4 protein-coding genes and 1 pseudogene are annotated in these 12,987 nt (G+C 65.4%); 2 read left to right on the top strand and 3 right to left on the bottom strand.

What is annotated here, in order from left to right; translation table 11 throughout:
• The first annotated feature begins 19 nt into the window (after positions 1-19).
• A complete protein-coding gene (locus PX52LOC_RS18680) occupies positions 20-277 on the top strand; it encodes a hypothetical protein (RefSeq protein WP_149111520.1) in 258 nt (85 codons plus the stop codon).
• A 340-nt stretch (positions 278-617) separates the two neighbouring features.
• Here PX52LOC_RS18680 and PX52LOC_RS18675 read toward each other — a convergent pair whose 3' ends face one another.
• The gene (locus PX52LOC_RS18675; RefSeq protein ID WP_149111519.1) at positions 618-8,690 is read right to left on the bottom strand and encodes an Ig-like domain-containing protein; all 8,073 of its coding nucleotides are present in this window, start codon (positions 8,688-8,690) and stop codon (positions 618-620) included.
• Between the two features lie 191 nt (positions 8,691-8,881).
• Positions 8,882-10,774: a GNAT family N-acetyltransferase gene (locus PX52LOC_RS18670; RefSeq protein WP_149111518.1), complete on the bottom strand. Its 1,893-nt coding sequence runs from the start codon at positions 10,772-10,774 to the stop codon at positions 8,882-8,884.
• Between the two features lie 1,323 nt (positions 10,775-12,097).
• Here PX52LOC_RS18670 and PX52LOC_RS43950 point away from each other — a divergent pair.
• A pseudogene (locus PX52LOC_RS43950) lies at positions 12,098-12,487 on the top strand (PAS domain-containing protein); the annotation flags it as partial.
• Between the two features lie 32 nt (positions 12,488-12,519).
• Here the strand turns inward: PX52LOC_RS43950 and PX52LOC_RS18660 are convergent.
• Positions 12,520-12,969, bottom strand: a complete 450-nt coding sequence (locus PX52LOC_RS18660; RefSeq protein ID WP_149111517.1) for an IS5 family transposase — start codon at positions 12,967-12,969, stop codon at positions 12,520-12,522.
• Positions 12,970-12,987: the final 18 nt, after the last annotated feature.

Raw genomic sequence — 12,987 nt, 5'->3', positions numbered from 1 at the left:
GCGCCCGCGGAGGACGCCCATGCCCCGACCGGAGGATTTCCCGCAGCAACCGATGACGGACGAGCAGCTCGCCCGCTGGGCCGATCGGATCGCCGACGGCCGGGACGCGTTCCCGGCCGACCCGGCGGACGCGGATCGCACCCGGTTGGCCGACGCGGTTCGCCGGCGCCTGCGGGATCGATTCATTCACCACGTCGCCCGAGCCATCGCCGCCCGCGTGGCTCGGGCCGTCACGCCAACGGAGAAGAGTTCACACCATGCTCCCACGCAAGTATGACCCAACCCTGCCGTATCAGCTCATCATGTACGGCCGCATGAGCACTCGTGCTCAGAACAGCCGTAGCCCTGACCAGCAGTTTGACACGGTCCGGACGACCGCCGCACGCTTGCGATACCCGTGGGGCGTTTGCGACATAACAGCTGTGGGAAAAAAGTTGTAGAGTAACTGTAATACCTGTTTACAGCCAGAGTCCAGATCACCGTAGGCGTCCTTGATCGGCCTTCCTTGGCCATTGCCCCCCCATGTGGGCAGGGCCCAGCCGACGACTGCATGGGTTGCAATGGCTGGGATGTCGGCCAAGTCGCGGAGCATAACCGTTCAACTTTAGATATCCGGATTAGCCCACAAACACGCCTCCGGTGAACGGGTCCATTGAGTCCGTCCCATTAAATGCGTCGAAGTCCATAAACGTGGAAGGCGTGCCGTCGGCGGCGATGTTCTTGGCCAGGTACACCAACACCTCGGAGCCGTCCATTCGGCCGGAGCCGATGATCAGGTCCGCGCGGCCGTCCAGGTCGAGGTCGGCGGTGGCCACCCGGATGCCGTTCCGGGTGGTCGGATCGCCGGCGAAAAAGTTCGCGACCGGGACCTGGGCACCGGTTTCCACGAGGTCCTTCCCGGAGATGGCGAAGACCCGCGGCCCGCCGCCCGGCCCGCCGCCCGCGACCACGTCCGCGAAGCCGTCGCCGTCGATGTCGCCGGCCGTGATGTACACGCCGTTCCGGAGAGTGTCCTCGAAGACAAAGAAGTTCGCGATCCGCTGAACGGTCCCGGCCCGGAGGGCCGCCCCGTCGAAGATACTGACCCGGGGGCCGCCGCCGAAGCCGGCCGCCACGATCACGTCGGGGATGCCGTCTCCGTTGACGTCGCCCGTCGTCACCCGCGCCCCGCCCCGGAAGTCGGGGTCGTCGATCCCCATGAAATTCGCGAGGACCGCACCCGTCACCCCGTCGAAGATTTTTACCCGCGCCCCGCCGCCTTGGTCCGCGGTGACGATCAGGTCTGCCTTCCCGTCGCCGTTCAGGTCGGCGGCCTTAACGAACACCCCGCCGGTGAAACTCGCCTCGAACGGGGTCATCTGGGCCAGCACAGCCCCGGTCCGCCCGTCGTACACCTTGACCTGGTTCATGACGCCGGGGCCGGTCCCGACGACCAGGTCCGGGACGCCGTCCCCGTTCACGTCGGCCGTGGACACCCGAACGCCGCCCGTGCTGTCGGGGAAGGGGGTGATGCTCAACCGGATGGTCCCGTCGGCGTTGTACAGTTGGGCGATCTGGCCGCCCTCGTCCGACCCGACCGAGAAGACCAGCGGAACGCTCGGGTCGAGGCTGCCCTGAACGATGTTCGGAACGGCCGTCGTCGGCGAAACTTTCCCCAAGTCGTCCGTAGCCGTGACCAGGAAGTGGTTCTCCGCATTGAGGGCGAGTGAAATAGTGATCCGATACACCGTCGCGTCCGGAGCGAGTTGACTCGTCCCGACGACCACTTCGCCCGAGTTGATCGCCCCGTTCCCGTTTGCGTCGATGTACACCGTGACCAGGCTGCCGGCCTCGGCCACGCCGGTCAAGACGTAGGTTTGGTCGATCGTCGAAACGCGCGTCGACGGCAAGGTGATGGTCGGAGCGGCCGGGGCCGTCGAGTCTTCGGTGACGGTTGGCACGACCGCGGCCGTGGACGTGTTGCCGGCGACGTCGCTCGCGACGACCAGAAAGTGGTTGGCCGCGTTCTGGGTGAGCGACAACTGAATCGAGTACGGGGTCATGCCTGAAGGCAGTTGCTGGGTGCCGGCGACCGTGTCACCAGCATCGACGATGCCGTTACCGTTCAGGTCGCGGTACACCGTCACGAGGCTGCCGGCTTCGGCCGTCCCTGTGACGGCGAGGTCGGCCGCGTCCACCGACTGCGCGGCCGTCGGGCTGCTGACGGTCGGGTCTGTCGGGGCGGTCGAGTCCTCGGCAATCAGCGGCACGGCCGCGGCGATGGACTCGTTGCCGGTCGAGTCGGTGGCGGTCGCTAGGAAGCGGTTGGCCGCGTTCGTGGCCAGGGGCACCGTGATCGAGTAAGCCGTCACGCCCGGCGCGAGTCGCTGAGTGCCGGCGACGGTGTCGCCGTCATCGTGGATGCCGTTGCCGTTTGCATCCACGTACAACGTCACCAGGCTCCCCGCTTCGGCCGTGCCCGTGATGGGGATGGTTGCGGCATTGATTGTTGTCGCAAGGGTACTGACGCTCGGGGCGGCCGGGGCCGTCGAGTCTTCCGTCACAGTTGGCACGGCGGTCGCGATGGACCCGTGCCCGCTCGAGTCGGTGGCCGTCACCAGGAAGCGGTTGGTCGCGTCCGGGGTCAGCGGCACCGTGATCGAATAAGCGGTTTCACCCGCCGCGAGCAGCTGGGTGCCGGTGATGGTGTCGCCGTCGTCGAGGATGCCGTTGCCGTTCACGTCGCGGTACACCGTCACCAAACTCCCGGCTTCGGCGGTGCCCGTGACCAAGAGGGTCGCGGCGTTGACTGTGGTTGCGGTCGATGGAGTGGCGACGCTCGGGGCCATTGGGTTCGCCGAGTCCTCGGTGATGGCCGGCACGACAGTCGTGATCGACTCGTTACCGGCCGAGTCGGTGGCCGTCACCAGGAAGGGGTTGGCCGCGTCCGGGGCCAGGGGCACCGTGATCGAGTAGGCGGTTTCGCCCGGCGCGAGTTGCTGGGTGCCGGCGACGGTGTCGCCAGCGTCGAGGATGCCGTTGCCGTTCACGTCGCGGTACACCGTCACCAAACTCCCGGCTTCGGCCGTCCCCGTGAGGGTTAGATTGGCCGCGTCCACCGTTTGCGCGGCCGTCGGGCTGCTGACGGTCGGGGCTGGCGGGTTCGTCGAGTCCTCGGAGATGAGGGGCACGACCGCGGCGATGGACTCGTTGTCCGCCGCATCGGTGGATGTGACCAGGAAGGGGTTGGCCGCGTCCGGAGCCAGGGGCACCGTGATAGCGTAAGCGGTTTCACCCGGCGCAAGCTGTTGGCTGCCGGCGACGGTGTCGCCGTCATCAAGAATCCCGTTGCCGTTGCCGTCCACGTACACCGTCACCAGGCTCCCGGCTTCCGCCGTGCCCGTAATGGGAAGGGCCTCGGCATTGATCGCGGTCGTGGTCAATGGGCTGCTAACGCTCGGGGCGGCTGGGGCCGTCGAGTCCTCGGTGATCGGGGGCACCACGGCTGCGACCGAGACATTGCCCCCGGCGTCGGTGGCCACGACCAGGAACGGGTTGGCCGCGTCCTGGGTGAGGGGCACCGTGATTGAGTAGGTACTCACGCCCGGCGCGAGTTGCTGGGTGCCAGCAATCGTGTCGCCGTCGTCGAGGATGCCGTTATTGTTGGCGTCTACGTAGACCGTCACGAAACTCCCGGCTTCCGCCGTCCCCGCGACGAGAGAGGCCGCAGCATTGACCGTGATCGTAGCGGCGGGGGTGATGACACTCGGAGCGGCCGGGGCCGTCGAGTCCTCGGTGATCGGGGGCACCACGGCTGCGACCGAGACATTGCCCCCGGCGTCGGTGGCCACGACCAGGAACGGGTTGGCCGCGTCCTGGGTGAGGGGCACCGTGATTGAGTAGGTACTCACGCCCGGCGCGAGTTGCTGGGTGCCAGCAATCGTGTCGCCGTCGTCGAGGATGCCGTTATTGTTGGCGTCTACGTAGACCGTCACGAAACTCCCGGCTTCCGCCGTCCCCGCGACGAGAATGGTTGCGGCGTTGACCGTGACCGCAGCGGCTGGGGTATTGACGCTCGGCATGGCCGGGGCCGTTGAGTCCTCGGTGATGAGCGGCACCACGGTCGCGGCGGAAACGTTGCCGACCACGTCGGTGGATGTGACCAGGAAATGATTGACCGCGTCCTGGGTGAGAGCCACCGTGATGGCGTAGTTGGTCACGCCCGGCGCGAGCTCCTGAGAGCCGGCGACGGTGTCGCCGTCGTCGAGGATGCCGTTATTGTTGGCGTCCACGTACACCGTCACGAAACTCCCCGCCTCCGCTGTGCCCGTGACGAGGAAGGACGGCGCATTGACCGTGACCGCAATAGCGGGACCGCTCACCGTCGGAGCGACGGGGGCCGTTGAGTCTTCCGTAATGAGTGGCACGATGGCAACGATCGACTCGTTGCCGGCGGCGTCGGTGGACGTGATCAGGAACGCGTTCACCGCGTCCGGGGTCAGGGTTACCGTGATGTCGTAGCCGGTCAGTCCGAGAGCCAGTTGCTGGGTACCGGCAATCGTGTCGCCGTCGTCGAGGATGCCGTTATTGTTGGCATCTACGTACACCGTCACGAAACTCCCGGCCTCGGCCGTGCCGGTGACGAGGAAGGACGGCGCATTGACCGTGACCGCAGCGGCGGGGCTACTGACGCTCGGCATGGCCGGGGCCGTCGAGTCCTCGGTGATGAGCGGTACGACCGCGACAACAGACTCGTTGCCGGCGGCGTCGGTAGCAGTCACCAGGAAGGCGTTCACCGCGTCCTGGTCCATTGGCACCGTGATGCCGTAAGCCGTGGCCCCGAGGGTGAGTTGCTGAGTGCCGACGACGGTGTCGCCGGCGTCGAGGATGCCGTTGTTATTCGCATCATGGTACACCTTCACCAGGCTGTCGGCCTCGGCAGTACCTGCGACGGCGAAGGTTGCGGTGTTGACGCTCAGCGGAGCCGTGGGGGTGGAGACCGTGGGCGTGACCGGGGCGGTCGAGTCCTCGGTGATGGTCGGCACGTCGGCGACGACGGACTCGTTGCCGGCGGCGTCGGTGGCGGTGACGAGGAAGTCGTTCGCCGCGTCCGCGGTCAGCGGTACGGCGATCGAGTAGGACCCGGTGGCGGCGACCTGCGTGCCGACGACGGCGTCGCCGGCGTCGATGACGCCGTTGTTGTTCACATCGCGGTACACCTTCACCAGGCTGCCGGCTTCGGCCGTGCCCGCGATCGGGAACGTGGCCGCGTTGACGCTCAGCGGCACCGTGGGATCGCTAACGGTCGGGCCGATGGGGGCGGTCGAGTCCTCGGTGATGGTCGGCACGTCGGCGACGACGGACTCGTTGCCGGCGGCGTCGGTGGCGGTGACGAGGAAGTCGTTCGCCGTGTCCGCGGTCAGCGGCACGGCGATCGAGTAGGACCCGGTGGCGGCGACCTGCGTGCCGACGACGGCGTCGCCGGCGTCGATGACGCCGTTGTTGTTCACATCGCGGTACACCTTCACCAGGCTGCCGGCTTCGGCCGTGCCCGCGATCGGGAACATAGCCGCGTTGACGCTCAGCGGCACCGTGGGGTTGGAGACCGTGGGCGTGACCGGGGCGGTCGAGTCCTCGATGATGGTCGGCACGTCCGTCGGAGACGATTCCGCAGACGGCGAAAGCGTGGCCGTGACGAGAAAGTTGTTCGCCGCGTCCGGGGTGAGCGGGACGGTGATCGAGAAGGCCGTTCCGGCCGCGAGTTGCTGCGTGGCGACGACGGCGTCCCCGGCGTCGATGACGCCGTTGTTGTTCACATCGACATACACGCGGACCAAGCTTCCGGCCTCGGCCGTCCCCGCGACGGTGGAGGTGGCGGCGTTGACGACCTGCGCGGCTGCCGGGCTGGTGACGAGCGGCGCGGCCGTGGACACCACGACGTTGACCTGCGTTTGCGAGGTGACCTGAAGGACGGGGTCGCCCGCCGACCCGCCGTACTCGACGACGTAGCCGCTGACCATGGCGGTATCCGGGTAATCGTTCCACATCGCGCTGGGCTGGAAGTGCGCGTAGTCCTCGTCGCCGGCGTTATTCGGTTCGCCGTCTGCCCAGTTGGAATAGGCACCGTTGACCGGCGTACCCGCCGCGCCCTTGCCGGTTCCCGGCCCGCCGCTCCAGAACTGGGTACCCGCCTCTGGGCCGCCCGTCCACCGCCACTCGCCCTCGACGGCGGCGTCACTGGCCCCGATCCAGCCCAGCCCGTTCACCTTGGCAAAGGCGAAGGCGTTCTCCTCGGCTGACGTCAGCGTCGTGAGGTAGCCTTGGAGGCCGAAGATACTCCGAGCCGCGGCCGCGGCCGCGGCGTTGGTCCAGCTGATGCCCGACGCGGTGACGAACTCGTAGAAGTGGCCGTTGGCCGGGTTAAAGACGGCCGGCGCGATCGAGAAGGAAATCGTCCGCGGGTCGGTGCCGGGCGACGCCCCGTCGGTGTTCCGATAACGGACCGACCGCAGGGCGGTCTGGTAGTCGGCGACCGAGGCCGTGCCGGTCAGCGTCAGGATGCCGCTGGCGGCGTTGTAGCTGCCGGTGATCCCGTTCTGGTTCGTGAACAGCAGGGCGTCCTCGGTGGAATCGAAGTTGGCGGTGATGCTCACCGTCGCGGTGGCGAGCGTCGCCAGGCCGTTCGCGGCGATGGTCAGGTTCGGATCGACCGCGACCGCCGTGCCCCCGGAATTGGCGTTAACGGGATTCCCACTGCCGGTGAGGGCGGGGACCGCGTTCACCCTCAGGGTGAACGCCTGCGTGTCGGTGCTGCTACCGGCGTCCGTGACCGACAGGGTGAAGGAGGACGTGCCCACCGCGGTCGGCGTCCCGAAGATCACGCCGGTGCTCGGGTTCAGGGTCAAGCCGTCGGGCAACGAGCCGACGGAGACGCTAAACGTGTACCCCGGCTCGCCCCCCGAAACGGCCGGCGCGAAACTATACAACTGGCCGAAAATCCCGGCGGGGGCCGTCGAACTCTCGATGCTCAGCGCGGCGACCGTGAGGGTCGGCACGTTCGCCGGAGCGGACTCGATATCAACGCCGGTCGCCGTGGCGAGGAAATTGTTCGCCGCGCCCGACATCAACGGCGTGGTGATCGCGTAATTCGTGATGCCCACGCCGAGTTGCTGCGTGCCGACGACCATGTCGCCGACGTCGATGACGCCGTTGTTGTTCACGTCGTGGTAGACGCGGACCAGACTGCCCGCTTCTGCGGTGCCCTGGATGACGAAGTCGCCGCCGGGGACGGTTTGTGCCGCCGCGGGGGTGGTAACGGTCGGCGTGGGTGTCTGTGGGACGGAAGTGGACTGGAACGCGCCGATGTCGCTTATCCCGTTCGTCAGCCGCGAGACGCCCCGCTGATCCGTGGCCGGGTAAACGGCGTCGTCCTCGTCGTGGGTGGCGGCGGTGGTGCCGTTGTAACCCCGGACGACGGTCAGCGTGCTGCCACTGACGGCGGTGACGAGCATCTGCTCGGTGCCGACGAGAATGACCGTGTACCCGGGGACCACGACCAGTGCCGTCGCGTTGCCCACGATTACGGTGGGCGTGACCGTACTGGTCACGGGGGTGTTGATGGTGGTCGGGGCGACACCCGTCCCGATCACCGGGCTGCCCGGCAGCGGGGCGCGGGTCCGGGTCGGGCCGCCGTTGTCCGCCAGCGGGGCGAGCACGACGCCGGTGTTGTAGCTATTGTTGATGGTCTGCGCGGCCGGGCCGCCGTTGTCCGAGTCGATGGCGGTCCCAGGCCCGCCGCCGGCCGTGTTCCCCGAGAACACCGAGTTGATGGCGGTCACCGCCCCGATGGTGTAGATCACGCCATTGCCGCCGAACCCGCCGTCCTCGTTGTTGGCGAAGGTGCTGTTGACGACCGTCAGTGCGTCGCCGATGCCCACGAAGATGGCCGACCCGTAGATTCCGGTGTTCGCGGAGAAGGTGCTGTTGAGCACGTAGACCTGTCCCGAACCGATCGCGATCGCGCCGCCATTCGACCCGTTCACGGCCCCGTTCTGAAAGAACGTCGAGCCCACGACGGTGGCGGTCCCCTCGTTGTACAGGCCGCTCCCACCGCTCGTGTTGTTGTCCGAGACGTTGTTGGTAAAGGAACTGTCGATCACCGCGAGCGTGCCGGCATTGCCGATGGCCCCGCCGCCGCCGGTCCCCATGTCCCCGGACGATGTGTTGCCGGTAAACGTGCCCCGCACCACGGTCAGGTTGCCGGCGTTCCGGATGCCCCCGCCGCCCACCCCGTCAAACACCAGGCCTGTTTTTCCGTTGATGATCGTCAGGTCGGAGAAGGTCGCCTCGACCCCGGCCGCGACAGAGAACACCCGGCTGGCGTTGTTCCCGTCGATCGTCACCCCGAACAGCCCGCCGTCGATGGTCACGATCGACGTGCTGCTGGGCACGCTCAGCGTAAGTTGCCCGCTGCCGAGGACGATCGGGTCGGAGAGGTCCGGGTCGAACCGGATGGTGTCGACGCCGTCGTCGTGAAGCGGGCCGTTGATCTGGCCGAGGATTCCGCCACTCAGGCTGGCGGGCAACGTCTCGCTGTTGACGATGGCGATGGCCTCGCGGAGCGACAGGTATGCATCGGACGACGAGGCCGTGTCCTGGAAGCTGTTGACCGTGAGGACGGCCGGCGCGAGGCGATCCTCCAGTATTCCCACGGACAGCGGGCCGGGACGGGCCGTGGACGACGGGCGGGTCGAACGGGATTGGATCGGGCGGCAGCGACCGGTCAGCGACGCCTTGAGCGAACTCAGCCAATGATGCTTGCTAATGTGAGACTCCGATTCGTGAAAGAGATCGTGGTGAAACACGGAAGATTGGTAACGCAAAGAGTCAAGGAGGATCGCCACTAGTGTGGCTGCCAGCCGAAACGCTGGAGGACGCGGAGCGGAACGGCCGCGCACGCCGCGTCGCGCTGTGCGGGCGTGAACGCGGTGCGCCACTCGTCGGTCGCACCTTTTCGGAAGTGCCGGCTGCCGCTGACCGCGGGCGGCGGCTGAAACGCCGGCGATACCCACGCGACGCCGTAGAATTCCAGGATCGACCGGAAGTACGCCGCGGGGTCCGCGTGCAAGTCTTCGTATCGCGTGAACAGCACCTTGGTCCGGAACAGCGGGTTCGCCGCCGCCGCGAGCCAGCCCTCGATCCAGCGGACAAATTCCGGCAGGCCGTGCGCGATCATGAAGTCGATCTGCTCTGGGAACGGGAGATCGAAGTAATGGTTCGGGAACGTCGCCCCGAAGCCCGCCACGTGACCGGCCCCCAGACGGCGGCGGAGATCGTTCATGTGGTGAACGGCCGACAGCACGGCCTGGCGGGGGTCGCGGACGTGAACGACCATGCGGTCCAGAAACGGGTTGATCAACGCGAGGTTGCCCAACCGGGCGTCGATGTGCGTGTGACAGATCGTGCCGGGTACGGCCAGCCGTGCCGCCGCGTGCGAGTTGATCGTCTCCTGCGGGAACCGGTGCGCACAGACCGTCACCTTGTCCAGGGCGAGGCCGGCGGCCAGTGCGTCAAAGACATAGATGCTCGCGGAGCGGGGCAGCACGGCGAACAGCAGGCACGCCTTCAGCCCCGTTGTCCGGTCGAACCTCTCGGCCTCGTGGCGGACTAACTTGAGTTGCAGGGTGACGCCGCGCACACGGTTCTTAATGGAGGCGCTGATGACGCCCCGTTCGCTCAGCGTTTGAATCAGGTCGTTCGCCGAGTCGAGAACCAACCGGTCCTGGAGTTGTTTGACGTCCAAGCCATCGACACGCGGGTCGCGAAGGGCATCGGCCTGCCAGTCGGATGAAACCGCTTCCTGGACTTGAGACTCGACCGGGTTTACACGGGTTTCCGAAGCGGACTGCTGAATCTCGCAACCCCAGCACTGCCGCCGGCCGACGACGGTCGCACCCAACCGTCGGGCGAGTTTGGCCGTGTCACGCTCGCGGGTGTCGTGTTCGAACGCGATCGTCCGTACGCCCTGGGGAACGGCCGCGGCGATGCTCTTGTAAATCAGGGCAAGGTTGATGTGACTGCCCCGACTGGCGGCATCGACCACGCGAGTCTCGATGAACACATTGTGGCCCTGACGCAAGGTCAAGAGGGCGCCCACAATTGCGTCGCCCATCAGGGCGACCATCGACGTCGCCCGGCAGTAGGCCCGGCCGCGGCCTGCCAGCCGGGCTGCCACCTCTTCCGGGAGGCCCCCGACGTCGCGAACCACGAATGCGGCGAGGGCGTGTGGGTCCACGTGCTCCAATGACACGATGCGAGCACGGTCGGCCGACGGCCGTTGGTAACGCCGATACAGCGGTTCGATCGCGGCCAGGGCCGTCGTTAGCTGAGCCTGGTAACAGAGGATTTCTTGCGCCACGGACATGCCGCGTGCCCGCAGGAACTCGACCGCCGATCGGGCAGCGACGTCACCAGCAGTTGCCTCGAAAGACCGGCCGGATAGCAATCGCGTCGCCCCTGCTTCCTGAGCGATCCGACGAACACTTTCCAGGAGGACGGTGCCGCAGCCCCGCCGTCGAAATGAAGGGTCCACAAACAGCAGAAATCGCCCCACCCGATCACTAAAAACGCGCAGCGAAGCGATGCCGACAATCGCACCGGTGGCGGCATCCGTCGCGACTCCAACGGTGGCGGCCGGCGTCCCGCCGAGCGCGTCGGGCAGCCAGGCCCGGACTTTCGCGAGGTCTTGAGGGACAGCCGCGCGGATGCGGACCAGTCGTGCCGCGATCCCGGCCACGGCCGCACGTGCAACTCGCGAAGGAGCGAAGCGAGGGCGATCGTTGCTGATATCCGCATGGATCCGATCTTGAATTTGAGTCAGCGATATCAAGGGGCTTCTCCAATATTGGGACGGCAATACTCTCAAGATTCAAATTCATGCACGTTACCGCAATGATGAGTTGACGGGCATTTAGTTTTTGTACCCTGATGAACCCACCATATTCCGTGCGAGCATGGCGACGCGCGACCGCAGTTGCTTGCGGCCGGAGCGACGAGACTGTGTTGTGGACATTCTGCGCGAATCACGCGGCGGGAATGAAGTCCGAGAGACTGAAAGCTGCCACGTTAAGGAGCCAGAAGAGACCCTGTCAACCGACTTGGCCCACGCCCTAATCAAGGTACTACTTAGACTACAGATCATTATAGCCGAGGAGAATTTCGACAAATGTGTAGAGTTTAGCCAACTCGTCTCTTGGCCGGGCGGATGAATACGCACCGAGCCTCAAATGTATGACCTGTAGCATTCTACCAGACCCGACACCCTCAGAGTGTACGGTGATTCAAAGGGTCTGGAGATCACGCTCCGGCACCTGTAATAGGGGGTTGGATCCCGTGATTTGCAGATCAAAATCGCGTGGCCGACTCGATATGATCCTGTGCGAACGTGCGCGGGCTAACCAACCACTTCACCAAGTTGGCTTTCAATCCCTGCTTGTGGTCCGATTCGTCACCAAATGAGCTTGAGCGGAATCAAACCGTTCTGGTCGTTATGAGATGATTTCAATTGAATTGGGCAGAGGTCGATTCGGAATAATAATTGCCCTGTCGATCAATCGCAGCTAAATTTTGATTTTAATCAGAATATTCTCCGCCGGAGTGATAGCATAGTGAATTGTAATGCCGGCTCGATTCATTTGCTATAAATATTTAGGGTTGGGAATATCAACCTGATCAACCAGCCAATCCTTTCGCGACATTCCTTGCTGTCGAGGCTTGCCCTCCGCCTTCTCAGTTTAAGAATTGAATGCGAATACTCACGGCAGCATGTGTCAGGGGCTAGGAGTCTTTAGATCCGTGTGATCATGGGTTGCTTCAAGGAACGCGATATGGGTCGCGCCGGGCGCACTCTCGTCGTTCCGGATGCCTTCTTCCGACAGTTTCTGACGCTGTGAAGAGACGCCTCGAGTCTTGATACTTTCGAGTTCGGTTCGCCGGATCCGACCCTCACGGCGATCGGGCTGTGGTCGACGGTGACCTTCAAGAATAACGGCCAAGCGCACGAAGGCGTGCATCTGGAAAATTCGCAGCTGACAAGGGGTAATAGCACGTGACCGAACTGATGCCAAGTGAATTCGACGGGGGGGAAGTGCTGGCCCAACTGAACTTCCAAGTCGAACAGTTGCCCCTGGCGTACATCGTGACTGACGCGGACTTCCGGTGCACCCGGTGGAACGCTGCGGCCGAACGAATCTTTGGGTATTCCGAAGCGCAAGTCCTTGGAAAGCACCCTTTCGATCTCATCGTGCCGCCACACTTTCAATCCGCGATGGCGGACATCTTCACACGGTTGAGGGCTGGAGATACGAGTACCTGTGGGACGTCCGAGAATGTTGCCAATGACGGTCGGGTCGTCTTCTGCGAATGGCACAATACCCCGCTGTTCAGCCCTGACGGTGTCTTCCAGGGAATTCTCTCAGTCGCCCAGGACGTGACCTCACGCCGTATTGCGGAACAATCCTTGCTGCTGCGAGACCGGGCTATTCACGCGGTTCCCCAGGGCTTGCTAATCACCGACGTCACACGGCCCGACACCCCGGCTGCGGCCAAGACCCTCACGGCGAGCACTTCGTGCCGGCCCGATCTTTTTTTCTTCCGCCGGGCCCCGGCCGCGTGCTGGTGGGCGCGGACGACCGTGGAGTCGATGAGGATGCGCCGGACGTCGCCGAGGTCGGGGTTGGCGGTCAGGAGTTCGAACAGCCGCCGCAGGCTGCCCGAACGAACCCACCGGCCGAACCGGTTGTACACCGCATCCCAGGCCCCGAACTCGCCCGGCAGGTCCCGCCACGGGACGCCCGTGCGGGCCCAGTACAGGATGGCCTCGAAGAACAGCCGATCCGGCAATCGGGGCGGTTGGCCACCGGTGAACTGCTTCGCCTGGGCGACCAGCGGTTCGAGGATGGCCCAGTGCCCGTCCGTGAGCAGGTACCGCATGGCGTCGTGCCTCAGGGA

It is taken from the genome of Limnoglobus roseus (assembly GCF_008254045.1).
GTDB classification, from domain to species: domain Bacteria; phylum Planctomycetota; class Planctomycetia; order Gemmatales; family Gemmataceae; genus Limnoglobus; species Limnoglobus roseus.
The sequence above is the reverse complement of the archived record's forward strand: the minus strand, read 5'-3'. Positions and strand labels throughout refer to the sequence as shown.

Excerpts from the sequence above, each read along its gene's own strand:
- PX52LOC_RS18660 (WP_149111517.1), bottom strand. The coding sequence starts at position 12,969 with ATGCGGTACCTGCTCACGGACGGGCACTGGGCCATCCTCGAACCGCTG.
- PX52LOC_RS18680 (WP_149111520.1), top strand. The coding sequence starts at position 20 with ATGCCCCGACCGGAGGATTTCCCGCAGCAACCGATGACGGACGAGCAG.